The organism is Cryobacterium sp. N21 (assembly GCF_002929575.1).
Classification (GTDB): Bacteria; Actinomycetota; Actinomycetes; order Actinomycetales; family Microbacteriaceae; genus Cryobacterium; species Cryobacterium flavum.
On record NZ_PJJQ01000024.1, the window covers coordinates 1 to 24,445 of the forward strand.

General features: G+C 58.9%; 27 protein-coding genes and 4 pseudogenes. 14 read left to right on the forward strand and 17 right to left on the reverse strand.

The features are described 5' to 3' along the window. Positions 1 to 179 precede the first annotated feature (179 nt). The 3 genes from CXY77_RS02220 to CXY77_RS02230 all read right to left on the reverse strand — a co-directional run bounded on the left by CXY77_RS02220 (position 180) and on the right by CXY77_RS02230 (position 2,616). Positions 180 to 599, reverse strand: coding sequence for a hypothetical protein (locus tag CXY77_RS02220; protein WP_104129527.1), 420 nt, complete (start codon positions 597 to 599; stop codon positions 180 to 182). A gap of 106 nt (positions 600 to 705) precedes the next feature. Beyond that, a complete protein-coding gene (locus tag CXY77_RS02225; protein ID WP_104129528.1) occupies positions 706 to 1,257 on the reverse strand; it encodes a DUF6578 domain-containing protein in 552 nt (183 codons plus the stop codon). A gap of 162 nt (positions 1,258 to 1,419) precedes the next feature. Continuing rightward, positions 1,420 to 2,616: a Fic family protein gene (locus CXY77_RS02230; RefSeq protein WP_104129529.1), complete on the reverse strand. Its 1,197-nt coding sequence runs from the start codon at positions 2,614 to 2,616 to the stop codon at positions 1,420 to 1,422. A 312-nt stretch (positions 2,617 to 2,928) separates the two neighbouring features. On the opposite strand from CXY77_RS02230, the gene CXY77_RS02235 reads away from it, so the two are divergent. Both CXY77_RS02235 and CXY77_RS02240 read left to right on the forward strand, forming a co-directional pair. Beyond that, positions 2,929 to 4,260, forward strand: coding sequence for a calcium:proton antiporter (locus CXY77_RS02235; protein ID WP_199181843.1), 1,332 nt, complete (start codon positions 2,929 to 2,931; stop codon positions 4,258 to 4,260). Between the two features lie 414 nt (positions 4,261 to 4,674). Continuing rightward, complete coding sequence (locus CXY77_RS02240) at positions 4,675 to 5,214, forward strand: putative immunity protein (RefSeq protein ID WP_104129531.1); 540 nt, start codon at positions 4,675 to 4,677, stop codon at positions 5,212 to 5,214. A gap of 124 nt (positions 5,215 to 5,338) precedes the next feature. Here CXY77_RS02240 and CXY77_RS02245 read toward each other — a convergent pair. From CXY77_RS02245 to CXY77_RS02260, 4 genes and pseudogenes are all read right to left on the reverse strand, one after another. Further along, positions 5,339 to 6,018: pseudogene (locus CXY77_RS02245) on the reverse strand (transposase); the annotation flags it as partial. Positions 6,019 to 6,084: 66 nt separating this feature from the next. Then, entirely contained in the window at positions 6,085 to 6,540 is a 456-nt protein-coding gene (locus CXY77_RS02250) for a BLUF domain-containing protein (protein WP_158252748.1), read from the reverse strand. A 161-nt stretch (positions 6,541 to 6,701) separates the two neighbouring features. Further along, positions 6,702 to 8,001, reverse strand: a pseudogene (locus CXY77_RS02255) (ISL3 family transposase). Positions 8,002 to 8,117: 116 nt separating this feature from the next. Further along, positions 8,118 to 8,984, reverse strand: coding sequence for a DNA/RNA non-specific endonuclease (locus CXY77_RS02260; RefSeq protein WP_104129533.1), 867 nt, complete (start codon positions 8,982 to 8,984; stop codon positions 8,118 to 8,120). A gap of 418 nt (positions 8,985 to 9,402) precedes the next feature. Between CXY77_RS02260 and CXY77_RS19805 the strand changes: the two genes are divergently transcribed. The 4 genes from CXY77_RS19805 to CXY77_RS02280 all read left to right on the forward strand — a co-directional run bounded on the left by CXY77_RS19805 (position 9,403) and on the right by CXY77_RS02280 (position 13,233). Beyond that, positions 9,403 to 9,594, forward strand: coding sequence for a hypothetical protein (locus tag CXY77_RS19805; protein ID WP_140425445.1), 192 nt, complete (start codon positions 9,403 to 9,405; stop codon positions 9,592 to 9,594). An 885-nt stretch (positions 9,595 to 10,479) separates the two neighbouring features. Beyond that, positions 10,480 to 10,986 carry a hypothetical protein gene (locus CXY77_RS02270; protein WP_104129535.1) on the forward strand — a complete coding sequence of 169 codons (507 nt, stop codon included), beginning with the start codon at positions 10,480 to 10,482 and terminating at the stop codon, positions 10,984 to 10,986. 580 nt (positions 10,987 to 11,566) lie between these two features. Continuing rightward, positions 11,567 to 12,136 (forward strand): hypothetical protein, encoded by a 570-nt coding sequence (locus CXY77_RS02275; protein ID WP_104129536.1) that lies wholly within the window; start codon positions 11,567 to 11,569, stop codon positions 12,134 to 12,136. A gap of 254 nt (positions 12,137 to 12,390) precedes the next feature. Further along, positions 12,391 to 13,233 carry a hypothetical protein gene (locus CXY77_RS02280; RefSeq protein WP_140425446.1) on the forward strand — a complete coding sequence of 281 codons (843 nt, stop codon included), beginning with the start codon at positions 12,391 to 12,393 and terminating at the stop codon, positions 13,231 to 13,233. Positions 13,234 to 13,270: 37 nt separating this feature from the next. Here CXY77_RS02280 and CXY77_RS02285 read toward each other — a convergent pair. From CXY77_RS02285 to CXY77_RS02305, 5 genes and pseudogenes are all read right to left on the reverse strand, one after another. Beyond that, positions 13,271 to 13,426 (reverse strand): annotated as a pseudogene (locus CXY77_RS02285) (IS256 family transposase); the annotation flags it as partial. A 15-nt stretch (positions 13,427 to 13,441) separates the two neighbouring features. Further along, on the reverse strand, positions 13,442 to 15,040 hold the full coding sequence (locus tag CXY77_RS02290) for an AMP-binding protein (RefSeq protein WP_104129538.1): 1,599 nt from the start codon (positions 15,038 to 15,040) through the stop codon (positions 13,442 to 13,444). Positions 15,041 to 15,189: 149 nt separating this feature from the next. Beyond that, positions 15,190 to 15,573 carry a RidA family protein gene (locus CXY77_RS02295; protein WP_104129602.1) on the reverse strand — a complete coding sequence of 128 codons (384 nt, stop codon included), beginning with the start codon at positions 15,571 to 15,573 and terminating at the stop codon, positions 15,190 to 15,192. Next, positions 15,566 to 16,390, reverse strand: a complete 825-nt coding sequence (locus tag CXY77_RS02300; protein WP_104129539.1) for an alpha/beta fold hydrolase — start codon at positions 16,388 to 16,390, stop codon at positions 15,566 to 15,568. Before CXY77_RS02300 ends, CXY77_RS02295 begins: the two co-directional genes overlap by 8 nt. Next, a complete protein-coding gene (locus CXY77_RS02305; protein WP_104129540.1) occupies positions 16,387 to 17,175 on the reverse strand; it encodes an IclR family transcriptional regulator in 789 nt (262 codons plus the stop codon). Before CXY77_RS02305 ends, CXY77_RS02300 begins: the two co-directional genes overlap by 4 nt. Before the next feature lie 182 nt (positions 17,176 to 17,357). On the opposite strand from CXY77_RS02305, the gene CXY77_RS02310 reads away from it, so the two are divergent. Genes CXY77_RS02310 through CXY77_RS02325 form a run of 4 tightly spaced genes read left to right on the forward strand, consistent with a single transcriptional unit; the run spans position 17,358 to position 20,734 of the window. Next, positions 17,358 to 18,347 carry an ABC transporter substrate-binding protein gene (locus CXY77_RS02310; RefSeq protein WP_104129603.1) on the forward strand — a complete coding sequence of 330 codons (990 nt, stop codon included), beginning with the start codon at positions 17,358 to 17,360 and terminating at the stop codon, positions 18,345 to 18,347. Positions 18,348 to 18,388: 41 nt separating this feature from the next. Then, on the forward strand, positions 18,389 to 19,141 hold the full coding sequence (locus CXY77_RS02315) for an ABC transporter permease (protein WP_199181847.1): 753 nt from the start codon (positions 18,389 to 18,391) through the stop codon (positions 19,139 to 19,141). An 11-nt stretch (positions 19,142 to 19,152) separates the two neighbouring features. Next, a complete protein-coding gene (locus CXY77_RS02320) occupies positions 19,153 to 19,962 on the forward strand; it encodes an ABC transporter permease (protein WP_199181848.1) in 810 nt (269 codons plus the stop codon). After that, a complete protein-coding gene (locus CXY77_RS02325; protein ID WP_233197177.1) occupies positions 19,931 to 20,734 on the forward strand; it encodes an ABC transporter ATP-binding protein in 804 nt (267 codons plus the stop codon). The genes CXY77_RS02320 and CXY77_RS02325 overlap by 32 nt, the downstream gene beginning before the upstream one ends. A 110-nt stretch (positions 20,735 to 20,844) precedes the next feature. Here CXY77_RS02325 and CXY77_RS19810 read toward each other — a convergent pair whose 3' ends face one another. Continuing rightward, the gene (locus CXY77_RS19810; protein WP_140425447.1) at positions 20,845 to 21,030 is read right to left on the reverse strand and encodes a hypothetical protein; all 186 of its coding nucleotides are present in this window, start codon (positions 21,028 to 21,030) and stop codon (positions 20,845 to 20,847) included. Between CXY77_RS19810 and CXY77_RS21000 the strand changes: the two are divergent. The 4 genes and pseudogenes from CXY77_RS21000 to CXY77_RS02340 form a co-directional block, all read left to right on the forward strand. Then, positions 20,941 to 21,220, forward strand: a pseudogene (locus tag CXY77_RS21000) (hypothetical protein); the annotation flags it as partial. The gene CXY77_RS19810 and the pseudogene CXY77_RS21000 sit on opposite strands and share 90 nt — an antisense overlap. Positions 21,221 to 21,405: 185 nt before the next feature. Next, positions 21,406 to 21,786, forward strand: coding sequence for a hypothetical protein (locus CXY77_RS02330; RefSeq protein WP_104129544.1), 381 nt, complete (start codon positions 21,406 to 21,408; stop codon positions 21,784 to 21,786). A gap of 150 nt (positions 21,787 to 21,936) precedes the next feature. Further along, positions 21,937 to 22,323 carry a hypothetical protein gene (locus CXY77_RS02335; protein ID WP_104129545.1) on the forward strand — a complete coding sequence of 129 codons (387 nt, stop codon included), beginning with the start codon at positions 21,937 to 21,939 and terminating at the stop codon, positions 22,321 to 22,323. A gap of 32 nt (positions 22,324 to 22,355) precedes the next feature. After that, positions 22,356 to 23,111 carry a hypothetical protein gene (locus CXY77_RS02340; RefSeq protein WP_140425448.1) on the forward strand — a complete coding sequence of 252 codons (756 nt, stop codon included), beginning with the start codon at positions 22,356 to 22,358 and terminating at the stop codon, positions 23,109 to 23,111. Between the two features lie 171 nt (positions 23,112 to 23,282). Here the strand turns inward: CXY77_RS02340 and CXY77_RS20045 are convergent, their stop codons facing one another. The 4 genes from CXY77_RS20045 to CXY77_RS19815 form a co-directional block, all read right to left on the reverse strand. Next, complete coding sequence (locus CXY77_RS20045) at positions 23,283 to 23,447, reverse strand: hypothetical protein (RefSeq protein ID WP_158252749.1); 165 nt, start codon at positions 23,445 to 23,447, stop codon at positions 23,283 to 23,285. Positions 23,448 to 23,482: 35 nt separating this feature from the next. Beyond that, positions 23,483 to 23,680, reverse strand: a complete 198-nt coding sequence (locus tag CXY77_RS02345) for a hypothetical protein (protein ID WP_104129547.1) — start codon at positions 23,678 to 23,680, stop codon at positions 23,483 to 23,485. A gap of 10 nt (positions 23,681 to 23,690) precedes the next feature. Continuing rightward, the gene (locus CXY77_RS02350) at positions 23,691 to 23,951 is read right to left on the reverse strand and encodes a glutaredoxin domain-containing protein (protein ID WP_104129548.1); all 261 of its coding nucleotides are present in this window, start codon (positions 23,949 to 23,951) and stop codon (positions 23,691 to 23,693) included. 246 nt (positions 23,952 to 24,197) lie between these two features. Next, positions 24,198 to 24,440 (reverse strand): hypothetical protein, encoded by a 243-nt coding sequence (locus CXY77_RS19815; RefSeq protein WP_140425449.1) that lies wholly within the window; start codon positions 24,438 to 24,440, stop codon positions 24,198 to 24,200. Positions 24,441 to 24,445: the final 5 nt, after the last annotated feature.

Below are 24,445 nucleotides of genomic sequence, written 5' to 3' on the forward strand. Positions count from 1 at the left end.
CCGCTGGTGTTCTCTGTGGCGGCTCGTAAGGCCTGAGCCTTCCGGGGTCATGTCCCGCTGAGGAATGCGCGTGACCGGTAGGGGTTCCGCTCCCGGGCGGTGATGCCGCTATTCTGCGGCAATAGAGCACCGCCACTCTTCTTCAATAGCCACAGGGGTGGCGGAAAAATTCGGCTGCGTCAGCCGATGAGTGTCGACCATGCGACATCGATCACGCAGAGACCATCGTCGGTTTCGCGGTAAAAGACGTAGCCGGGATGTTTGTCACCCGGAGTCGCCCCCTCGGGAAGACCCTCCAGGTTGATGTTCCACTGCGGATCGAGTGGTACTTGTTCATCCCAGTAGTCGGCAAAGAACCGTTCCGGCTCGCCTGCAGAGCGGCCTTCCCAATCTTTTGCCGTACCGAGGTCGGCTTCGGCGTCTTCGCAAACGAGATCAGATGTCCCGCCAGAAGCGAGGTCTTTGATGAGGTTCTCGGTAGTTTGGATAACTTGAGCACCGTCGTTCCCCCAAATTAGCGTGTCTACGGAGCACCCGCTCAAGACCACTGCGCACACAGTTGCGAATCCGGCGAGAGCGAGAGCGCGACGAGGCTTCATGCCTTGAGGCTACAAGATGGCACGTCGCCGAATCACGTGAAACGGAGATTCCTAGAGCCCGCGTGATTTCTTGTCGTGCCCGCTCCGCGTTCCGCGAGCGGACACTCTACGCGTGCTCCTCGACATCAACGAGCCAGCCTTCCAGCGAGCGTCGGCGTTGCTCGGGCGGTGGAACAGCGGTCCCTTCGACGCGAGGAAGCGGTTCGTCGTCGTCATCGATGCGCAGCCGAACTCCCTGAGCCGAGGTTAACCTCGCTGAATTCGTAACTGGCTCGATCTCGATCATGTATCGAGAGGGGGAACGGGCGAGGAACGCTCCGTTGCCGAACTCGCGGCCAACCTCCGCCCACTCGTCGCCGTCCGCCGCTTTGATCGATTCCGGCGGCGCGCCGTGGCCGGGACGACGTAATGACCAACGCTCGATGACGTCTCGCGTGACCTCGTGTACCGCGACTACCCGGCCGCGCACACGATCGGTGAACTCTTCCTCATGGTGCGACTCCATCGCTTCCACCGCGGCGAATAGTTCCGGTCCGAGCATGTCAGCGAGAGCAGCATGCGGCGTTCGCGTCTCGATACCGAAGTCGACCTCATCGCCGATGGCAAAAGCATCGCCACAGCACGCCCATTCCCATTCCGTCAGCCACACGCGCGTCATAAACCCACGCTAACCCAACGCCCACACCGCGACGCAGCCGACTCGGTCGGGGATCCTCCGCCGGTACGTTGTAACTGCCCCACTCAAGGTTCCCTATGAGACATTGCGCGCCCCGACCCCCGGCTCTGCATGTTGTCCTCAACCGGCGACGCGGAACACCCGCTATCGGCGCCTCTTCGCCCGGGCGCCGAATTCGTCAAGGACCCGAACGACGTCTTTGGCGAGCCAGATTCGATTTCGCCGTCCGTCGGTAATTTGAGTCAGAATGTCAGCGTCAACGAGTCGGTCGATAGCGACCTGAGCGTTGACGGTCGAGACGCCAAGCTCAGCCGCGGCTGCGGCCGCTCCGATCACGGGTTGACGAAGCAGAACGCCTACTAGTCGATGGGCCGCCGAGTCTCGTCTTGCGTTGATGCGCCCGCGCCAGTCGACCTGCACAGTTTCTAGATCCACTACGAGGATGCGTCCGTTGTGCACCGCGGCGAACGATGCGTCCGCGATGGAGCGGATTATCGGGGCAATATTTCCGGACCGGTATGCGCTGAGGGACTCGAAATATCGACTGGTGTCGTGGAGGAGCCCCGCGGACACCGGAACGGCGACATTGTGAGTGAGCTTCCCCGCGCGCAGCATCGCCTGAATAAGAGCGCGACCGACCCTTCCGTTGCCGTCAGGGAACGGGTGGATGGTTTCGAATTGAGCGTGAGCGATCGCGGTCTGAGCGAGCAAAGGAAGGTCGTCGCGGCTGGCGAAGGCGACGAGATCATCCATGAGCTCGGGGACTCGATCGTGATGCGGTGGCACAAACTGTGCGGTGTGGGGCCCTAGGTTCCCGCCTCCGATCCAGACCTGTTGGTCACGCCAGTAACCAACGATGTCCGGATTGCTGTGCTCGAGGAGTGCGCGATGCATTTCCAGGATGGCGCGTCCGTCGATGGACTCGGACAGTGCCAGGGCCGCTTGCATTGCTCGGACGTTGCCGACGATAAGTTGTGCGTTCTTCGAGGCGTGCTCACCGAGCTCCGCCAGCGCGATCTGGCGTGCTCCGCTCGTGAGATTCTCAATCTCTGAGCTGGAGGCGCTCTCCGTGCGCAGGAGAATGGATGCGAATGGTGCCGCGATCTGTCCCACTTCGGCATCGAAGCGGGCAAGCTCACTGGCGGCCTCTTCGGTCACCGCGTGGAGTTCGCTGCTCAGCGGGATATCGAGATCGGCAATGAATGCGGGCACCGATGCCAAGTACGGCCCGGATGCCAGACGCTTCTGCGTTCGTGAACCATAGTCGTCTTGGACGCTGCGCCAGGGCCGTTCCTCGTAACCGATTGGCGCCCAGGGTAACTTTTCGTCAAACGTGGCCATGGAATAACTATACCAATGCTTAGCGATAGATCCATAGTTATGTGCGCGTCCTGTTCTGACTTATCCCGCACGCCGGATCTAAAGGCTGAACCGCAATTGTTCGTCCCATAGGGGGTTCCGCTTGCGGGCACCCTCGGACCAAGGCGCCGCGTGGCTCGCCCGTTGCAATCCTCATACGGGAGGTGTCTCGCAACCTCAGTGTGTCGAAACACATAGGTTATAAGACATGCAAGTTGCGAGACACGTCGGGTATTGACCTGAAGCCGGTGATCTCCGGCGAAAACCACGATTCTGGTATCGTCTCTTCGGTGAATGCGCGCTGTGTTCATGCGTCACGGGACGACCTCGGACGCTGCGGTTTGTAGGGGGACGACCTCCAATAAAGGCAGGCTCATGCCCATCAAGCGCCACACGGATTCTCACACCCCTACCCAGGTCTGCTCGAACGATGGCTGGTCGGCGCTGCTGAGCCGATCAACGACGATGACCCTCGCGATCGCCTGGCTCGTCTCGATCGGCGTGTTGACAGTCGGCCATGACCTTGTGGCACACCCGCCGAGTGTGGCAGTTGCGGTGGGTGTGTTCCTGATTGTCCTCGCAGCGATCATGGTCGCCGCGTTCGGAGTCGTCCACCAGGCTGAGGAGCTAGCCCACAAGCTGGGAGAACCATTCGGCACGCTGATTCTGACGTTGACCGTCGTCATCATTGAAGTGGTCCTTATTTCCTCGGTCATGCTTGGGCCGTCGGAATCGACGACGATCGCGCGCGACTCAGTATTCGCCGTCATGATGATCATCATCAACGGGGTCATGGGTGTCTCTCTCCTCCTCGGCGGCATGAAGCACGGCCCGCAGCGCTACAACAGGGAAGGCGCATCGGTCTATGTTGCGATGATCGCAGTGTTGTCGCTGTGCACGCTCGTACTACCAAACTTCACAGTGTCCACATCCAACGGGAGTCTGGTGCCTGCGCAGGCCATCGCCGTCTCGGTACTGGCGGCGGCACTTTACGGGTTCTTCATCTACCTGCAGACGGGGAAGAGCCGGGCGTTGTTCACACAGCCCAGCCACGCCCAACCGCTCTGTGAAAGCGTCACGACCTCCAATATTCCCGAATCCCGTTCCGACTCTCGTGCAACCGCTGTCGCTGGCGTCGACGCCAACGCCAACGTCGGCGCCGGCGTGGGCAGAGGCGAGCTTGTCCGGCGGATGCTCCTGCTAGTTGGTACCGTCCTGCCGATTGTGTTGCTCTCCCACGACCTTGGGATCTTGGTCAACGCTGGCATCGAAGCCACGGGCGCCCCCACCGCATTGGGCGGGGTGATCATCGCGATCATCGTCTTCACACCAGAGGCGATTACCGCAGTTCGGGCGTCGCTGGCCAACGAGACCCAACGCACTCTCAACCTCGGGCTCGGGGCGTTCGTGTCCACGGTCGGACTCACCATCCCGACAGTACTGATCATCGGCCTAACCACAGGCCAAGAAGTCATTCTTGGAGAATCAAAAGCAAACATGGTGCTCATCGCAGTGACACTAGCAACGAGCATCATCACCTACTTCTCACCCCGCACCACTGCCCTCCACGGAGCTGTCCACCTCATGCTGTTCGGCATGTTCACCGTTCTCCTCTTCGCCCCATAACACCCCGATCTCAGTCGAGCGAAATTCTCGACACAACCAAAATGCGACTCAGGCTCAACCCGATACTGCGCCAGCCTTTAAACAATCATTCATGAGACACCCACGTCGTTTCCTTGACCGTGACTGTGACTGTGACTGTGACTGTGAGCGATCTTAGGCGACGTTCTGTGACCATAATTTGGCACATTAGTGCCGCACAACCCATGGGATACAAGACGCTGACCCCGCTCAGGACCGGCGCGGGAAATCAGTTCGATGTGCCAAATAGCGATCATTGAATGCCGCCAGAGAGCGCAAAAAATCACGCACGTCCCAATTGCTGAAGCTCGCGGGCGTTGTTGCTGTGGGCTTGGCTGCTCGCAAACGATTAGTTTCGGGCTGAGGATTCATGCAAGCGGACGGGACAATAGGGTCATGGCATCAGCGAGCGACGACTTCAACCTGACGATGAATGAGTTGCGAGCCGTGGTCCGATTCGCCGCCGAGAGTGCGCAGACCGTGCTCGCGGAGTTCGAGGCTGACGCACCAGACGACACGCGTCCGCGCGAAGCACTCACTGCAGCACTGGCATTTGCTGAGGGAACACCGCGAACGAACCTCCAACGAACAACCGCCTTTGCTGCTCATCGCGCGGCAAAGAGCGCGCCGACCGAGATTGCACAGTTGGCGGCGCTCGCTTGCGGCGATGCCGCGGCCGCCGCATACCTTCACCTGATAGCGAGGGCGACGCAGGTCGGTCACATACTCCGGGCCGCTTCCTGTGCTGCGCGGGTCGCCGAGCTGAAAGCGGATGGCGATGAGAGTGTGGGCAGGGCAACCATCAGTGCACTCGCAGCGCACGCCATTCTTCCCCTTCCCGATGTGCTTCGCCGGTATCCGGTCGCACCGCGGGGAAGGTCGCGACTGTCACAACTCATGAGCGCACTTGACGCTGCGATCAGGAACCGAAACTAGGAACCGAAACCGATCCTGGCGAAACCACGTTTCAATACGGGCCACGTTTGCAGCATCCTTCGCGATGCCCAACCACTGACGTCTCGAAATCGATTTATGGCCCTACTTTCAGTCGGCGTTAACAGTCGGCGGTGAAGTCGCGTTTGACGAGGTCGGGCATGCTCGCGGCCGCATTCGCATCGGCTTCGGTCGTGATGCGGAAGGGCCGTGGTTGGCAGGCGACGAGGCCGATTTGGCGCATGAGTTGCCGCACCACCTCGGGCGAGCACTCGGTCTGTTCCGCGCCGAGGTCGGCGTGGATGCGACGGTATCCGTAGGTGCCGTCGGACTCCTCAAAGAAGTGCTGGATCCGGGCGATCAGCGCCTCGCGACGGGCCGACGTCGCCGATTGCGGACGCGTTCCCTAGTGATAGAAGCCGGACGTGGAGACGGCCAGCCAGAGGCACATTTGCACCATTGAGTTCCGGTTGGTGGGCTCAGATTTTTGGGAGTCGATGTATTCGTACTTGCTCACTACCGCTGCTCCCGCGCGAGGTAAGCGCTGGCTTTTTTCAGGAATGCGGTCTCCGCCCGCAGCTCTTGAACTTCCCGCTCGAGTTCCTTCAAACGGGCCCGTTCCGAGACCGTCAAGTCGGTTTCGGTGCCGCCGTTGGCTTCGCGGTATTTGTTGAGCCAGTTCCGGAGCGTCTCGGGGCTGACGCCGTATGCGGTGGCGACGTCCTTGATCGGTTTGGAGGTGTTGATCACCTCACGGCACAGCTCGTCTTTGAAGTCTTGGGTGAAACGCCTACGTGCTGCGGCCATGTTGATCTCTACTTTCAGCGAACCCTCATTTTAAGAGGGCCCACTGTCCGAGATATCCGCGGCAGCTCAAGAAACTGACTTATACAGGTTGACATCTTCCGGTGGGAACCAGTGTCGGCCGAGCCATTCAAGAAAGCTCACTGCCTGGTGGTCGGCTTTTCCCAGTTGGACCTTGCCGGTACTTCCATCAAAAATATCGTCATATCCGGCCAATTGCTTCACCGCAATACTCGAGAGGGGCCGAAAGCCCATCGTCCATTTGGGAAATTGGCGTAAGAGGATCTGCTCTTCACTCACCTTGTTGACATTGCGGTGCCGTGAGTCTGCGCAAATAGCGGCGAACCGAGCGTGAACTTCCCTGTCGGGCCCCTCCAGAATTTGTATGAATTTGCCCTCGTGGTAAATGAGTGCACCGGTGAGATGATTCTCCTCGTTTTTTGCTCGCGCATGCACGAGAATTTCAGCGATGTCTTCATCCGACAAGGGGACCGCCACAGCACTCACGTAGGCAATAGATAGCACGATGTCCTCCGCACGAAAGACACTTAGTATGCTCCTCGGCGACGCGACCTAATAGACCCCAAGCGAGGGGTACTAAGTTATGTTTCAATCATGTGAGAAAACTCGTGTCAGCGACGGTTGAGATCTAGTCCAAAATCGGGCTCTCCTGACTCTTCCGTGGGTTAATTTCGTCCGGGGAGCACGGGTTTGTGCCCGCCGAGGCTGAGCATGGCGAGGGCGATGAGGGCGTCGGGTGATGTGAAGCCGAAGGCGATGCGGGTCATGAGGCGGATCTTGGTGTTTATGGATTCGACGCGGCCGTTGGAGAGGCCGTATTCGATGGACGCGAGGATCGCGGTGCGGTGCTTGACGATGCTTTTCTGCAGTTTCACGAAGGACGGAATGCGGCAGCGTCGGGCCCAGCCGACCCATTTGTCGAGGGCTTCGGTCGCTTCGTCGAGGGGCAGTGTGAAGATCACCCGGAGGCCTTCCTTCAGGTAGTAGGCGCGTGCCAGGCGAGGGTCGGTCTGCACGATCCAGGCGAGCTTGGCTTGCTGCTTCTCGGTCAGGTTTTCCGGGTTCTTCCAGAGGGCGTAGCGGCAGTTCTTGATGCCGGCAGCTCGGGCGCTGTCCGGGCGAGCAGGAGCGTCGGCGGCAGGCCGGCCACGGGTGCGTCGGGCATCGTTGTGGCGGGCGGCTGTGCGGGCATCGTTCCACGCAGTTCGGCGGACGTCATCGAGGGCTTCGGTGGCCCATTTCACGACGTGGAACGGATCAGCGCACCGAACGGCGTTGGGCGCTCGTTCCTTGACAACACTGGCGATTCAGGCCGCACCGTCCGCGGAAACATGCGTGATCTGCGCTGAACGCTCAGGGCCTAGCGCGTCAGAGAACGTCGCGAGGGTGGCTTTGTCCTGGCCCGGTGCGGCCCAGACGAGGCGGCCGGAATCGTGGTCGACGACGCAGGTCAAATACTTGTGGCCGCGCTTGTAACTGATCTCGTCGATCCCGATCCGTGTCAGGTCCGCGAACTGGTCGTATTGCTTTTCGGTGTCGGCCCAGACCCTGGTGATGATTGCGACGACGGTGCGCCAGGCGATGCGCATCAGCACGGTGATGGCGGTCTTGGATGTTTGCGTGGCCAGCCACGCGACCTGGTCGTCAAAGAATCGTGTGGCCGCTGTGGTGCCGAGCCCAGGGGACGGCGGCGACGGTGACGCCGTGGACGCGGCAGGACACTCAGGGTGCGTCGGCTTCGAGGTGAACTTGAATCGAGCCCACGTCTAACCCTCGCCAGCGACGCCGCCCGTCATCGAGGTCGTAGCGTGGGCTGCGCTTCTGACAGGATCCGCATCGGTTCCGCCTCGGCGCCATCGGACGCACCGACGCGATCAAAATCCTGCCCTCCAGATCAAGATCGATGTCCTCGACGAACGTGTTCTCGACACCGAGGAGGGTTCGCCATATTCTTAGAGTTCGCACGCCGCTTTTTCCGTTCCTAAGTTTCTTACCTTTGACAGTTAGAAACCTAGGCGGAGAGCGGCGTGCGGCCGTTAAGGCGCTCCCAACGGACCCACGGTTACGTCAGGAGAGCCGCTTTAGAGCTGGATTCTTGCTGTGTCGATCAGTTCGACCCAGCGCGTTCGACGGCCGGTGCCTTCTCGGATCGCTGGGGCCGGGGCGTAGACGTCTGCTTCGGACAGGGCGGCCAGGTTGAGCCCGGTGAGGTCGACGATGTCGACGATAGGCACTTGATAGGTGCGGTACGGTCCAAGCGGTGGGGGAGTGCCGTACATGAGGGCTGGAGCGCGGACGGTGTCGAGGTCGATGTCTTTCAACTGTGGACTTTGGTCGAGGACGAACCCAGCAGCGTGCAGAACAGTGGATCCTTCCGCAGTCGTGGTCCACGCCGCGATCTTCCAGAACGCTTGCGGGATCTTCACGCCGCGATATGTCGAGTCCTCGGCTGAGAGCACGGGAGCGGTGAACACGCTGATGCGGTTACCGTTGGTGCGTGCGTAGGTGAGGACGTGGTCCTCGAGGCCGAGCCAGAGTTGTTTCGATTGGTTGAAGTCTGCTGCTTGCGGGGCGGCGTTGGTGTAAGCGAAGGTGTCGTAATTTGCTCGGCGGGCTGTCGTTATATCGCCCCAGACCGGGTCCTGGCGCCGGACGAGGTGCCCGCGGTCGAGGTCGTTTCTGGCGTAGACGCCCTCCCCCGTCTGTTCGTAGAGCGGTATCCGCGAGTCGAGGTGCCAGTCGTCGCCTCGGTCAACGGTAACGAGGTAATCCCCGTCGATGTTGACGCCGGTCGCAATCGCGAGGCGCCGCGCGGGGTCGAGAAGCACGGTGAAATGTGTGTAAAGCAGTTCACGAATTAGGGTCCCTACAGGAGGAGCCGGGAGCGCCAGAGGAATTTCAAAGAAATCGGCGTCATATCCAGCAGGAGAAAATAATGCGGCGTCCATGGTGATAGTCAAGCAGCCAGAGCCGACAGGTGGGGCTTTCGGACTTATCTGGCGGCGTTGAGGGGAAGATCCTTTTCGCTGTGTCTTGTATTGGTCAGAGAAACGAATGGCCGAAAGGGGGGGGGGGGNGGGGGGGGGGGGGTATTGCTGTTCCTTATGGACTGCATAACCTTAAAAAACTAGGCAGTTCAAGGAGCTGTGTGAATAAAGTAATCGTGACATTACGACGCCGATTTGCGCGATGGCCAGTTTTCGTTCTGGTCGGCGTGAATCGGTGCGGTCAGCTACCCGCTGTTCTCGTGGATCCGGTGGATAGCACAGTGCGGGTCATTCATGGCTTGTGGCTGGGTGACAGCGTCGACGATGGGCGTGATGGCAAGACGTACTGCAGAGTGAAGCGGGTCGTGCGGAGACTCTGATGAGTAGTGGATTGACCACAATGTTTCAAGTTACAGGCGCCAACGTCAGCGCTACATTGTTCGAAGCTGTTGAGTTGGAAGGTGAATTCGACGGGCGCACAGTCTGTTCCGCCGGCCGTCTGCCGCGCATGAAAGCTGTTATGACAGCAAAAATCCCCGATCCCCTGCTCTCTTTCGAGATTTTCACATAGGTATTTGGCAGGACATTCGACAGCTTCCCTGCCGATGAAAGTCAGGCAGGGGAGCTGTCGACGCTGGATGGTGACGGCGAAATGCGCTCCGCGGGCATCGTTACCGATGCGTGAGGCGTCCCGTGCTTTCAAAACGCCTGAGGCAGCTCCGTGGAACCATACGCCATCAACTTTCCTCTCCCCGAACTGGGTTATTTTTTTGGAAATTTGACTTGGTTCATCCCGTTACATTTAGCACTACGAAAGTAATTAACCTAGTTAGCTACTTTTTGCGGCACAAACTGAGTGTGTCGCTTGATGAATATGCGTACGACATACCAAATGCAGTTGACGTTTCCTGAGCGGAAATTTCTCGGCAGAGATATTACGGCCCAGTTGTTTCTTTTCACATAGTGGAGAGGGTGGGCCACATTCATGTGGCTAGGCCAGGTCGTCTCCGTGTGAAAACGTCTCCTGTGATGTTGTGAATCATGCATTCCCCTTTCGCTTACCCGGGGCGTTGTCGCGCCCTGCCTCCACATGCCTCTGTGACGTGGCACAACGGCTCGGCTGTACCTGCAGTGACGTTTCGGTGAACCGGGTGGGCACCCGGGATTTATTAGCTGGAAAAAAATAGTGGACCTGTGTAGGCGTCGGCTCGACAACACAATTGTCCATAACAACGGAATATCTCTTGCGTACACAATCCGAAAATGAAATGGGTGAGGTGGAAACGCTGACTAGTAGTGGACCGACGGTACGACTCACAACCACGAGCCCTAACGCCAACCTCACGACGTTCGAAGCTGTTCAATTCAACGATGTTGAGGTCAAAGATGATTTTTTTCGGGCGCACAGTCTGGGCTACCGCCGATCGGCTGCTCGCCTGCCGCGTTCGAAACTGTCATGACAGCGAATATTCCCGATTCCACTGCTTTTGTCCGAGACCTTCACAGTGGTATCTGGCAGGACATCCGCCAGTTCTTTCATGCTGACGAAAGTCAGGTAGGGATGCTATCGACGCTTGCAGGGGAGAGCGAAATACGGTCCGGGCGTATCTTCACCGATGCGTCTGGTCTCCCGTACTTGCGTGACGCCGTCAACCTTATGTTCAGCATTAACGACATCGAACGTGGAGACAACGTGCTTGTCATTGCCTCTACCTACAACGAAGCATTATCGGATGTGGGCAATGACACGCTCAGCGGGGCCGTGTTCACACAAATGGCTTGGGTGTTTGACGGTGGCCGCAGCTCACCGGTCAGCGTCGGCGTGCTCCGCGAATACTTGCGCGAGGTGACAGCTGCCGAGAACACCGCAAGCCAGATTAAAGACAGCTCCTACGTTGAAGGGTGGGTGCTGACCGGCGAACCGGGCGGTCGCAGCCCCTTGCCAGACGAATGCCGCGCATGAACCAGGTGAGATCGCAGTCCTTCGGCCAACAAGAGATACCGGAGGAGAAGATGCGTAACGACGGCAGCGTCTGAACTGTCGGACACGGCGTGAATGAAGGTAGGCATCCTGTCCGAAAATCCCCGGCTCCTTCAACTGCGCCACGCCGCCCTCGTTCTCGCCTTCGCCGACGGCTGCATCCCGCACGACGACGCCGATCGAACCCTCAAGTCCTCGAGCTCTCAAGCGCAAGGTCGCGAAAGGGCCCGCCAAATGTCGTCACCCCGCACATTGATCACAACCCGTTCACGAGCCAGAGACCACCAGTGACACTTATCTGGATGGCATTGAGGCTAAACCAAATGATTAGCCGACCTGTCGACCCCAGAGTAGGGGACACGCCTTGGGGGTATGGCTTGCGCAAGAGCCCGCGATCCTAGTCGTGGCACGGATCCGGGGGTAGAACGCCTGCCGAATGCCTCATTGGCCGGATCCTAGCTGCATGCGTAGCATGAAGTTGGTCGACATAATCGACCGGCTGAGCGACACGGGGGCTTCACGCTTAACGTCGATCAGTTCACCTGATCCGAAAGGCTTTACCATGCGTAAGTCCAGTTTCGCGGCCCTCGCCCTTATCGGCTCGGTCGCCCTCGTCGGTGCCGCAGTCACGCCGGCTATGGCAGATGACGAACCGACTCCTAAGACCGCCACGATCGAGATCGTGGGGGGTGCGCTGTCCATCACGTCCGGCTCGTCTTTCGCCCTTCTTGGGACCGCGGGCGCAGCCGCCGCTCCCGGAACGACCGTTTCAGGAATCGCAGCCGGCATTACCGTAACGGACGACCGCGCCGGCACGACCGGGTGGACGTCATCCGTTTCGATGGCTGACTTCACTGCTGGAACAGGCGTGGCTACCGAAATCTCCGTGGAAGGTGCAGGGTTTTATACCCCAGGGACCGCGACTCAAACCGCAAACCTGGGTACCAGCTCTGTGGCGGTAGGCACAGTCCAGTTCGGAACAACCGGTGGGGCGTTCGTCCAGCAGACGGCGACCAACGTTTCCGGGAACAACGAGTCGACGTGGAGCGCAGACCTGAGCGTTCCTATCCCAGCCAACACTCTGGCCGGTACCTACACGTCGACGATCACGCACTCCGTCACCACCGCGTAGCGCCGCGTTCAATGTGAGGCACCGGACTACCGGTGCCTCACATTCGTCTCCGATCCACTATCTTGACCCCAAGGCTACCCATCGTGCGAAATCTAATACTTGTCGGCCTCGTTGTGGCCTTCCTCGCCGGGGGGACCCCGACGTTCGGTGAAACACGGGGGGAATCAGAATCGTCTGGCGTGGGAATTCGACTAGTGGACGTTCCTGAGACGGCGAAAAATGACCCGAGGGCCCTTTCGGGTATCGTGGACCGCGTGTCTCCGGGTGCGACAATTGAGCGTCGCATCGAGGTTTCCAACCAATCGGACTCCACGAGAACCGTCCGCATCTACACGGGGGCGGCGACGATCGGCAACGGACTTTTCACGGCTGACAGCGACCCGTCCGTCAACGAACTCACCAGGTGGACGACGTTCGGCGGGGAACGACTCACGCTCGAAGCGCAAGCGACAGCTCGCATTCCGGTTACCGTGAGCATTCCGGCCGATGCCGCCGAAAGCGAATATTACGCCGTGATCTGGGCGGAGGTACGCAGCGCCGACATCGGTGGCTCATCAGTTGTGCAGGCCACGCGCGCCGGAATACGGATGTTGTTATCCGTCGGACCCGGAAACGGGCCGCCCGCAGACTTTCACATCGGCGCCCTCACCCCCGCTCGCGAATCGGGGGGAAAGCCGACGGTCTCAGCCGAGGTAACGAACACCGGTGGCCGAGCCGTCGACATCTCCGGCGACCTCACCCTGGCCAACGGCCCCGCCGGTCTCAGCGCGGGCCCCTTCGCCGTGCAGCAAGCCACCACCCTCGCCCCCGGTGACTCAGGCGAAGTGGTCTTCACTCTTTCCGACGAACTGCCGAACGGCCCGTGGGATGCCACCCTCTCGCTCAAGAGCGGACTGGTCGAGCGCGAAGCCGCGGCCACCATCACCTTCCCCGACACCGGAGTCGGTGAAACCGTCGCCCCTAATGAGTCCCCAGTGTTGTTCATCACCCTCGTATCTTCCGGAGCCGTGCTCCTACTTCTGGCGGCCGGCACGTTCTGGTGGCTACACCGTCGTCGGGCCGCCGCCTTAGCTGTAATATCGGGCGCGTCTCGGTAGCGGTGTTTCCGGTATTTTTCATTAATGGGATTCTGCGTTCGGCCAGCGGCCAGCGGCCACGGAAAGTGAAGGCAAAGGCGTTGAGAGCTGGCTTCCAGCGCATCGTCCACCGGGCTCGGCCCACTCCGATGGGATCGAAACCGCGAGTGACCAGATACAAGCATTCCAAAGCGGCCTGTTCAGTGAGGAAATGTCTGGGATCTTGACACTATGTTTCGATTGGATTGCCGCGGAGCATACGCAGGTCTTTGCGCAGAATCTTCCCCGACGATGATTTCGGGATGCTGTCGATGATGGTGATTTGTCTGATCTTCTTGTGAGGTGCTACGCGTTCGGCCACAAACTTCATAATGGCAAGTTCACTGAGTTGAGCGCCGGTCTGAATAACAACAAAGGCTTTGGGCACCTCCTCGCCATCTACGTCGTATCCAGCGACTACCGCTGCGTCGGCAATCAGGGGGTGGCTGACAAGCATCGCTTCGAGCTCGGCGGGTGCCACCTGGTACCCCTTGTACTTGATGAGTTCTTTCAGTCGGTCAACGACAGTGACGTACCCCTCAGAACTTAGGGTTGCGATATCGCCAGTGCGTAAAAATCCATCGCTGTCGAAGGTTTCGGCCGTGGCCTCGGAGTTGCCCAGATAACCGAGCATGATATTTGGCCCCTTACACAACAACTCGCCGGGCTCGCTGACGCCAAAGGAAGGACGGTCAATTTCTTGGCCTGTCATAGGATCGACGAGTTTGCACTGAATGTTTGGCAGCGTTACACCGACCGAACTGAGGGGCGCATGGTCGTCTTCGAGAGGTATGACATGCGAGACTGGGCTCATTTCGGTCATTCCGTAGCCCTGCCGAACTCGGCAGTCGAGTCGGTCCGCGAGCGATTTTGCAATTCCGCCGTCTAGGGGAGCCGCGCCGGAGAACACCGTGTGCACGCTCGACAAGTTGTAACTGTCGATGAGCGGATGCTTAGCCAGCGCGAGAGCGATGGGCGGCGCGATGAAAACGTAGGTGCACGAGTTGTCCTGCACGATTCGTAGAAAGTTGGCGAGTTCAAACTTTGGCATCGTCACTAATGTCGCGCGGCGAAACACAGCGAGGTTAAGAAGTACAGTCATTCCATAAATATGAAAAAATGGAAGTACAGCGAGCAACCTATCGCTTTGAACCACTCCGATGAGCGGCGCGGATTGAGCGACGTTTGCGACGAGGTTGCGGTGGGTGAGCATAACGCCTTTGGGCCGTGCCGTCGTCCCGGAAGAATATGGAAGTACCGCAAGGTGTGTGGCGGGATCTATAGCCACCACTGGTGCTGGAGCTCGCATCGCGAGTAGATCGTTCAAAGAAGTGTGGTCCGCGCTCCCGTCGACCACGATTACCTGATCAGCACCCAGCCCCGCCGCTGCTGCGCCGGCCATGGCTGGCGCCAGCAACGCTGACATGGTGAACACAAGGGTCGCTCCCGAATCCTCTATCTGCGAACAGATGTCGTCTGATGTGTTTAGGACATTGATCGTGGTCGCTGTGGCGCCCGATCGCAAGATGCCGTGAAAGATCGAAACGAAGACCGGAAGGTTTGGAAGATGAAGCGCCACAACGTCGCCCACGCCGACTCCGCGAGCGGAAAGCGCACCGGCGATGCCCTGCACTTGTTCTACCAGGGTGCGGTAGGTCGTGACTTCGTCGGTGATGCCATCCACGACAGCCTCGTGATCGAGCTCGTCCGGTCTAAGGCTTCCAAAGAGATATTCATAGACGCTGACGTCTGGGATCAATACGTCTGAAAAGGGGCTTGCGAAGGTCATTTGTACGTCCCTTCCTGTGAGAAATGTCGAGGGGACGTGAGCGAATCCCATACCAGGCGAGGGTGTGTTTCGGCGGTTGAAACTGTCATCTAAATCTCTCCATTGAGAATGTTGTGGTTGTTGTAATGATGTTTGGCATTCGGTCAGACTCACACGGGCACGTACGCCGCGCACTCAACTTCAAGATGCGCCCCCATTGCCAACCCGTCAGCACCGAAAGCGCTTCTTGCCGGTAGTCGAAGAACCGGAAAGTACTCAAGGTAGATCTCGTTGAATTCCTCCCACCGTGTCATATCGTCCATCATGATCGTTGCCTTGAAAACATTCTTCATGCTCAAGCCGGATTCTCTCAAAGTCGTTGCGATATTTTCCATCGTTTGACGGGCTTGGGCTTCGAACCCAGCGACGAGATCTCCGTTTGGTAGAGTGCCAATCTGTCCCGATAAGTACAGAACGTCACCGACGCGAACGGCTGATGAGAATGGCCTTCCCTTAACCACGGGAAGGAAATCGATTCTCGGGTTATTAGACATCGGCGGCATCGTCCTTAGTCAGCCTTAATTCGTTTTTGAGGAATTTCGCGACCAGGTCATTCCAGGGCTGTGGGTCTTCGAAATACGGTGAGTGCCCGCGGTCAGACATTTCTACGACTGTGGGGGCGCTGAGGTAGCGAGCTGCGGAACGGATGCGTTCCGGCGTCATCAACACATCCAATTCACCGGCGATAAGTAGCGCTCGACCACGGAACGATTTAAGGGCATCCGTCTTGAACGTAAATTCTTGCAGGATTCTGAAGAATTCGTCGTCTGGCGGCCTGTGACCAAAACTACCGAGAGCCTGATAGAGATAGGCGCGCGCGAGATCGAGACTTTGTAGCCGCCCGCCAATGGCCGGGTGCTCTCCTAGGCCCCGTTTCATGCTCGTGCTTGGTGCAATCGGGGTATCAGACGCGGAAAATTTGACTGGTATTCCCGCAGTGGTGCATGCAAGGACGATAGAGCGGACACGATCGGGAACAGCGATCGCAGTGCCCAGGGTGACCCAACCCCCCATTGATTGACCCACCAGATCTGCCTTTTCGACCTCGAGAGTGTCCATCAGCATAATCAGGTCTTTTACAGCGGAAGCAGGCCCATGGTTTTTCTGAAGATTCCCAGAACGCCCGAATCCACGCTGATCCCATGTGATCACCCGGTAGCGCTGCGCGAAGTACGGGACCTGTTGATACCACGTAGCGGCATTTCCGCCAAGGCCATGACTCAGAATGAGATCGGGGCCGGAGCCTGCCGTTTCATACCAAATCATCTCGCCATCAGCGGCGGTTGCGTAGCCCTCCGTGTGCTTTATCAAGTTGGTTCCTCTCGCTCAGATGAATTGGCTTTACTTGTCGTGATGCTAGTTAGCAGTTGTTCGATGGTGGTCGCGGCAACGGTGAGTTCGCGTTTGACGGCGCCGAGAGTGACATCGTCGTCGAAGTCCGTGTCGTAGCCGATGACAGTGATCGAACAAAGGGGGGAGCCCAGCCTCGGCACAACGGCGCGAGAGACGGAGGCCACTATTTCCTGTGAGCGTTGCCGGATTATCGCGAAACCAGATTCCCTCGTGCGAGCGACGTCCGCCAAGAATCCGGAGTCTCCATCGAGCGGGTGACCACTTTGGGCGACCAATTCGAGATATGGCTTGATGGCGTTGTCGTCGAGCGCGGCAGTGAGGGCGAGGGCACCCGCGAATCTGTGCGGCGGAATGAGGTCGCCGACCATCCGTGTGATCATCTTGAAACGCTCAGGGCGTTCCGCAGCTATGACGCGCGAGCCAGCCTTCTCCAGTACCTGCATATTGGTCATCATTCCCATCGCTGCGGATAGGGAGGCAAGAGTTGGCTGACAGAGCGCGGCGAGTGAGTTTACGGCAGCATCATTCGAGAGCTGAAGCAGCACAGCGCCAGGCAGATAACGACCGTCATACCGGAAAACCCATCCTCTGCCCACGAGATCGGAGAGGACTCGGTGTGCTGTCGGGCGCGGCAGACCGACCTCATCGGCCAATTCGCTCAATTTCGGTGGATTTGACGACCGCGCGACGGCGATTAGAAGATCGAGCGCTTTATCTACGGCCGACTGCGGTGATGAAGTCATGACGCTGTCCTCTGCATTTCGTGCCGCTGCGGATCCTAAGACAGATTTTCAGAATCATGCGGATATTTGTTCCGATAGTACTATGGTGTGAACCATATGTTCCATTCAATGAAATTAATTTATGGAATATGCGGGTAACTGTTGATGTGGCCCGAGTTTATGTCGAAGATGAGAGGCTCCACATGCAGAGATCTACCAGCCCGCTGAACCGTACAAAAGCGGGCGCGGCAGTTGTGATTGCCGGTTTGCTTCTAACCGGCTGCGCTAGCGCAGAGGCGACGCCCGAACACGTTACGGATGAGGCGACGACCGTCCGAGTAGCCGTGCAGGCGATCGCGGACTTCGCTCCGATTTGGCTTGGTTTGGAGCAGGGCTTCTTTACCGACGCTGGTATTGACCTGCAGATAGTGGAAGGCGGCGCGAGTTCCGCGGCCCAGATCCCGCTCCTCCTGAGTAAATCAGCTGATATTGCGGCGACGACTGCTGCTGCTGCCTTGCAGGCTTCTGCAAGCGGTCTCGAAGTCAAGATCGTCGCCGGTCTCACTGACTTTGCGACCAATGCGTCTGCTGACCAGTCGGGACTCCTTGTAGCCGTCGGGAGTGATATCAAAGGATTCGCCGATCTAGAGGGCAAGACCGTTGCCATCAGCGGTTTGAAATCTGTAAGTGAAGCGGTTATTTCGGCCGCAGTCGACGCCGCTGGGGGCGATTCAAGCAAGGTCTCCTTCATTCAGGGCCCCATGCCGACATTGGGAGACATGGTCGTAACGGGCGGCGCCCAAGCGACGTTCCTCATCGACCCATTCCTCACACTCGCCACGAAATCAGGACTCGAGGTACTTGGGCGGCCGTTTGCCGACGTTGCCCCGGGAGTGCCTGGCACATCACTGGTAGCAAGCACTGAATACGCAGCCGCCAACCCGGGGGTAATCAAAAAGTTTCGTGAAGCCCTCAAGCTGTCTGCAGCCTTTGCCAACGAAAACCCAGACCGAGTGAACAAGGCCCTTTCTGCCGAGGCAAAGGTGCCTTTGGAAATGCTCGAAGGTACCACGGTGCCGAAGTTTGTTTCCGTGGTTGACCCACAGCGGCTTGAGGTGGAAGCCGCCATGCTCCGTAAGTACGGTGCACTCGAGGGAACAGGCGACACGTCTAACCTCGTCGTGCCGGAATGAGTCGGCGCGGCACCGTGACGTCTGGGAGGCAGCGCAGAGTATTGCTGGGGCAGGCATTGGTAGCGGTCTGCCTTGCCGCGCTCTGGCAGATCGGTGTCGCTGCGTCGCCCCAGTTCGGTGCGTCAATACCGACGTTTACCGACACGGGGGCGGCGCTTGTCCGCGAGCTGGCGGTCGGAACGCTCTGGCTGCCGATCGGGCAGACGCTTCTTGTGACCGCAAGCGGGGTCGTGATTTGTCTAGTTATCGGGATACCCGTGGGACTGCTGTTGGCCTCACATCCATTTCTCACAATCTCAACGCGTTTCCTGATCGATTTCTGCCGGACGGTGCCGCCATTGGCGGTCATTCCCTTATTCCTTCTGTTCTTGGGGCCGACGCCACAAATGTCGATTGCGCTTATTGTGGCTGTGGGAGTGTGGCCAATTCTTCTTCAGACCATCTTCGGAGTGCGCAATGTTGATCCGGAACTACTGTCAACTGCACGTTCGTTCAGGATGCCATTGCACCGCCGGCTCCTGTTCGTTGTGGCTCCGGCGTCCATGCCATATATCTTCACCGGAATTCGTATCTCCGCAACGCTAAGTTTGTTGCTTGCCATCGGAGCAGAACTCATTGCAGGCGTTCCCGGTCTCGGACGAGAGATCCTCTTGAGCCAGCAGGCAACGTCTGATCGAATGTTTGCTCTCATTATTGTCGCTGGGGCACTTGGCATGGTCCTCGCATTCAGTATTCTCGCCCTGGAAAAGCGGCTTCTCGCTTGGCACTTCGTGCCGAGAGCGAGCGCACTATGAGTGTCCTTCGAATGAGCAAGTTTGCTGTGTTTGAATTCTGGCTTCCCGCAGTCCTAGTCACCCTGTGGTTCATCGCAAGCGCATCGAGCGGATCGGTCTTCTTCCCACCGCTGCGCAATATTCTCCAATCGTTCGGGGACACCTGGTTGGGCGCAGGTTTCGAGCGCGACATCATCCCGAGCCTGTCGAATTTGGGCATTGGGCTGCTTATCGCACTCGTGGTGGGTGTTATCGCCGGGCTGGCCCTCGCTTTGTTCCCATATGCGGCCGACGTAGGAGAGCCCTTTCTCCAATTCTTTCGGGCTATCCCTGCGCTTGCGGTGCTACCTGCCCTCTTCATCATGTGGGGGACGGGGCCGACGGGAAAAATCGTTGCTATAGCGTTCGGTGCGGTGTGGCCGATACTGCTCAATACACTGGATGGAATTCGGTCAATCGACCCCAGCATCCGGCTCGTGGCCCGAAGCTATCGAGTCAACCGCGCACTCCTAATCTTTCGAGTGCTTCTGCCGGGGGCGCTTCCTCAGATCACGGTGGGCATCAGAACCAGTTTGGCAATAGGAGCGGTATTGATGGTGGGAAGCGAAATGTACGTGTCCACAGCGGGAATTGGCCATTTCGTTATTGTCGCCCAGCAAACTTTTGCACTAACTGACATGTGGTCAGGCATACTCCTCCTCGGAGTAATCGGTTACCTCCTCAACTTTGGCTATGGTCTCATCGAGCGGTTCCTGCTGCGCTGGCAGCCCCCGGCCCGAACGACCAAACGATCAACAAGGAAGGCTCGAAGTGGACGACGCAACCAAGTCATACACAGCTGAACTCCGAAACGTCGGCGTTACTTATGGGGGGCAGACGGGACGGGAGGTGCTCCGATCAGTCTCGCTCGGCATCAAGGCCAAGGAAATCGTCTGCATTGTCGGTCACTCGGGGATCGGGAAAAGCACACTCATCCGCTGTATGGCCGGCCTGCAGAGCCCGACAACGGGAGAGATCCTCGTTTCGGGTGATGTCATCACCGAACCTCCAGCTGCGCTTGCGCTCGTGTCACAAGACTACGGTCGTACCTTGATGCCGTGGTTGCGGATCACCGAGAACATCCGACTTCCCCTCCGAGGGCAAAGAATGCCGCGGGCGGAGCAGGATGCGCGAGTTGCCGAGGCGTTGATTGCCGTCGGGCTAGTGGGCGTTGAACGCTCCTACCCGTGGCAGCTCTCCGGTGGCATGCAACAACGCGTGGCAATCGCTCGCGCTTTGGCCTACCGCCCTCAGGTATTACTCATGGACGAGCCGTTCGCATCTGTGGATGCACAAACCCGCGCGGAGCTTGAGGACCTGCTCCTCAGCCTGCAGAGAGAACTTGGAATTACGGTGATCCTGGTTACGCACGACGTCGATGAGGCCGTATATCTGTCGGACCGTGTCGTCGTCCTTGGAGGCTGGCCCGCAGAGGTTCGGGACATCATTTCGGTTCAGCTTGGAGGAAACAGAGATCAAATAGGGACAAAATCGGACCCGCTTTTCCTTGAGAGCCGGGCGCGCGTCATATCTGAGATTCAGATGTCCAAGCCGGCCGCTTCTGCGCTGACGTGATTCCTGTCCAGGCCCTTGTTGGCGGACAATAACGAGCTGCCGGTGTGTCCCTCGACGACAAGCGGCGGGGCGGCAGACTGTCGAGGTCTCCGCAATGCAGGCTTGCGAGGTCACCGTGAACAGATGTCATCATCCTCAAGTGCGGGCACTTCCTGTTGACCAACGTGTTGCATGGCGAGTAGCGCTTGTTGGCGGAAGATGTAAACCTTTATGAGGCTGCAACGCGCAGACAGACAGTCATCGTGACCCACAACGCCAATCTCGCGTTCGTTGGCGATGCTGATCAGATAGTTCACTGCACCGTGCTGGATCGGCAATTTGGGGTAACCAGTGGCTGTATCTCAGAGCTTGGCGTCGCCAACTGGCGAGTAGCGCTTGTAGGTAGCGCCAGTCCACGCTGCCATCGACATACTCGAGGGGACGAAGCCCGCCTTCGATAATCGACGGCACAAGTACGAAGCTTTTCCTGCCGCTGGATCGGGTTGATAGGAGTTGGTGTACCTCGCCGGGCTGCCTCCTAAAGGAAGGGAAACGATGGTCTAGCCCTTTTCCTGCAAATCCTGCAATAGGTACATTATGTGTTGACATAATCATCATTATCAGTCATATGGGGTGTGATTCCGGGTGGTGTATGGATAGCATTTGCTAAGGCAGACCGCTAGGTTTATAACATGTCATCAACCATTCCCGGACTGCGAGCATACGAGATTTCTGTCCGTTTGGACGTCGCCGAGCTTGTCGGCCAGCTGCGCGAGCTCCTAGGCGCACAACTGGTGGCCTACCTCGGGTCCGTCACTGAAACCCGGGCCGTACGACAGTGGGCCGAGGGTACCCGCAAGCCACCCGCCGAGGCGATTCGCCGTCTAAGGCTCGCGTACCAGGTCGCCGGTCTGCTCATCGAGCGGGACCAGCCGCGAGTCGTCCAGGCTTGGTTTCAGGGGATGAACCCCCAGCTCGAAGACACGGCGCCGGCGCGGCTCATTCGTGAGGGCAACCCGGATGAAGTTGGCCCCCGCGTACTGGCCGCTGCTCGCGCATTCGCTGCCGGGTAGTGAGGTCACTCCGCCCGCAGATAGCCAGGTGGCCGCCGCACCGAACTCGGTGACACCCGTGCGGTCAAAACTCAGAAATTAGTGTAATTCTGGTGGCATTGAAGTGGTTATGCGGGTTTTCCCGGATAGCACCGGCGATTGAAGGATCACATGGCTACCACCACCACGCACGTCACATCTGCTCACACGCGGATGATCAAGCTTGACATTCGGGAGATCACTCGCCGGTTGAATGGGGCGTTAGGCGGGACTCTTGTTGCCTCTCTGGCTGGGAGTAAAGATGCGAAGCTTCCGTATCGGTGGGCGAAGACCGATGGTCCTGCGCCGAAGAACGAGGCAATGCGGCGTCTTCAATTCGCCTACGAGCAGTGGACAATGCTGGCCGAGGCTGAAGGTGAGCATGTCGCCCGTGCCTGGTTTATTGGCGCGAACCCGTGGCTTGGATATGACACCCCGGTTACCGCCATTCGTGACGACCGGTTCAAGGACGCAGCCACAGCGGCTCAGGCCGTTATCGACGATTCCTTCTCCGGTTGATGCAGATTTGTGCCCGCTCTGGGTTGGAGCTGGTGGATGATCCGATGTTGGGGAGTTACCGCATTGCTCGCACATCGTTTGGGCCGCTCGCTCCGGTACCCCGGGAACTAGACTCTGACGGTTCTCACGACCCTGCCGGCTGGAGCCGTTTCGACACCGTCGGGCGCACGCTGTATTCCACTGACGACCGGCTCACCTCCTTTATGGAGCTTCTCGCTCCGTACCGCACCGAGATCAACGGAGCCCGTCGAGCTCTGCAGAAGGACGCGGACGCGATGGGCGTCCCGCTGGATGAGTATTGGGCCATGGTGGTCGCCGACTGGGATCAGGCCGGAACCATGCGCGCCAGGTGGCTACCGAAAGCGTGGCGCGATGGCCGCGTTCTCTATCGCCTGAACTACCCGTTCGGGTGGTGGGTGGACATCACATCAACCAATACTCTGGCAGCGCTGTCTTTTCACCTCGACAGCGAACTGGCCGACCTGGGTATTACCGGAGGACTCACTGTTGCTCACGTCACAAGCGACGACCGGGCAATCACTACCTTGATCGCGGGGTGGCTCAGAGACACGGTGACTCTTTTTGACGATACGCAACGCCTCGGTGTTCGTTTCACATCCAAGCACGGGCACCCTGCCGGCGGCACCGGAACATGTTGGGCCTACTGGATGCGCGCGACCGACGCAGGACTTAACGAGCCGATTGATATTATTGGTGAGGCTGCCATCGCCGAGCGCGACGCGGACTTAAAAACGGCACAGGCGTTCTGCAAGATCCAAACCCGTTGACAACAGAAATCAGGAATGCCACCTGCCTCGGGCTGGCAGGCGCGCAGGGGATTCATCCGTCTCGTTACGTGGCTGAAGGTACCTGGCGAATAAGACGAATGAACACGTGGTTGCGAGAGCCGCGGCACCTTCGTTAAGGCGTGGAGATCGACTGCAACCAGGAGTATGGCTCTATGCCACGGCGCGTGATGTTCGCCAGCGCATGACGTCTGCTGTGTTGTAGCGGATGAGGCCCCAGCCGATGCCGTGGTATTTGGGTCCGGCGTTGCCGTGTCTCAGGGTGCGGAGTTCCTCGAGTGAGATGCCCAGGGCGTCGCTGGTTTGGTCGGGTGTCATCAGGGGTAATGCTGGTGAGGTGCAGGCTGCTTTGGTCATTGGGTTTGGTCCTTGGTGAGCGTGTCGATGATGGTCACGTAGTTGGTTCCGGTGACGGTGAGTGTGCTGGCGAGGGTGTAGCCGGCGCGGCCGTGGGCGCGGCGGTCGTCGAGGTGGTCGACATTCTTTCGTGCGCGCGCCGCGTGTTTCAGATCGCTGACGGGCGTGGTCGTTTGCAGGGTGGTGAAGTCCATTGCAGGGCGCCTATTTGCCGGTGAGGGTCGGGTGGTCGCGCAGGGCGGCTATCTTGGCGATCCAGTCGGGCCGGAAGCCTGACCAGGACACCATGCGGGCGATGACGACGGGTGCTGAGGTGTAGCCGAACTGGTGCATTAGGTCGCTGGCTCGCTCGTCGGTTGTGAGGTCGATCACGATGTAGGGCAGGTTGGCGGTGTCGAGTGCTTGTGTGGTCATGGTGCATTGCATGCAGTTCGGCAGCGTGTAGACGGTTAGCGGTTCATTCATGGTGTGGTCCTCTCTATAACCCCATTGCCTTTTGGCGCACGCCGATTTACAGCGTCAGGGGTGAATTGGCCAGGGACCGTGGAATACCGCAAGGGAGCGCAGCGAGTGAGGATATGCCGCGAAAGCCCTTGCCAAGAGAGGAATGATGCGTACGATAAACAGCCCAAAAGGCAACGGAAGTTGCACGAAGAAGCCCCGTCGAGCTGTGCTCGACGGGGCTTCTTCGTTACAGGTTAGAGCCGGAGGCTACGCCTCAGTGTTTGGGGTCGTAACCGGAGCAGTGGTGCGTCGTTTGCGTGCTTTCGATGTGGGCTGGCCGGGTGCTTTGACGCCGGTAGCGCGGAGGTCCTTTTCGCTCCATCCGGAGGCGAGGGCGGCAGTCCACGCGTGTTCGTGAGCGAGGGTCGCCAACTTTAGTTGCTGGTCTGCGGCGTCGTACTCGTTCCCGGCATCCGCCAGCACTCGTACCGCTTCTACGCGGGCGTCCACGTTCG

Coding starts and splice junctions, on each gene's coding strand:
- CXY77_RS02225 (WP_104129528.1), bottom strand. CDS start 1,257: ATGACGCGCGTGTGGCTGACGGAATGGGAATGGGCGTGCTGTGGCGAT.
- CXY77_RS02345 (WP_104129547.1), bottom strand. CDS start 23,680: ATGGACTTCACCACCCTGCAAACGACCACGCCCGTCAGCGATCTGAAA.
- CXY77_RS02295 (WP_104129602.1), bottom strand. CDS start 15,573: ATGTCTAATAACCCGAGAATCGATTTCCTTCCCGTGGTTAAGGGAAGG.
- CXY77_RS02260 (WP_104129533.1), bottom strand. CDS start 8,984: ATGGACGCCGCATTATTTTCTCCTGCTGGATATGACGCCGATTTCTTT.
- CXY77_RS02335 (WP_104129545.1), top strand. CDS start 21,937: ATGGCTACCACCACCACGCACGTCACATCTGCTCACACGCGGATGATC.
- CXY77_RS02235 (WP_199181843.1), top strand. CDS start 2,929: ATGCGCGCTGTGTTCATGCGTCACGGGACGACCTCGGACGCTGCGGTT.
- CXY77_RS02220 (WP_104129527.1), bottom strand. CDS start 599: ATGAAGCCTCGTCGCGCTCTCGCTCTCGCCGGATTCGCAACTGTGTGC.
- CXY77_RS02270 (WP_104129535.1), top strand. CDS start 10,480: ATGACAGCGAATATTCCCGATTCCACTGCTTTTGTCCGAGACCTTCAC.
- CXY77_RS02290 (WP_104129538.1), bottom strand. CDS start 15,040: ATGACCTTCGCAAGCCCCTTTTCAGACGTATTGATCCCAGACGTCAGC.
- CXY77_RS02330 (WP_104129544.1), top strand. CDS start 21,406: ATGTCATCAACCATTCCCGGACTGCGAGCATACGAGATTTCTGTCCGT.
- CXY77_RS02230 (WP_104129529.1), bottom strand. CDS start 2,616: ATGGCCACGTTTGACGAAAAGTTACCCTGGGCGCCAATCGGTTACGAG.
- CXY77_RS19805 (WP_140425445.1), top strand. CDS start 9,403: ATGAGTAGTGGATTGACCACAATGTTTCAAGTTACAGGCGCCAACGTC.
- CXY77_RS02305 (WP_104129540.1), bottom strand. CDS start 17,175: ATGACTTCATCACCGCAGTCGGCCGTAGATAAAGCGCTCGATCTTCTA.
- CXY77_RS02275 (WP_104129536.1), top strand. CDS start 11,567: ATGCGTAAGTCCAGTTTCGCGGCCCTCGCCCTTATCGGCTCGGTCGCC.
- CXY77_RS02350 (WP_104129548.1), bottom strand. CDS start 23,951: ATGAATGAACCGCTAACCGTCTACACGCTGCCGAACTGCATGCAATGC.
- CXY77_RS02320 (WP_199181848.1), top strand. CDS start 19,153: ATGAGCAAGTTTGCTGTGTTTGAATTCTGGCTTCCCGCAGTCCTAGTC.
- CXY77_RS02310 (WP_104129603.1), top strand. CDS start 17,358: ATGCAGAGATCTACCAGCCCGCTGAACCGTACAAAAGCGGGCGCGGCA.
- CXY77_RS20045 (WP_158252749.1), bottom strand. CDS start 23,447: ATGACACCCGACCAAACCAGCGACGCCCTGGGCATCTCACTCGAGGAA.
- CXY77_RS02240 (WP_104129531.1), top strand. CDS start 4,675: ATGGCATCAGCGAGCGACGACTTCAACCTGACGATGAATGAGTTGCGA.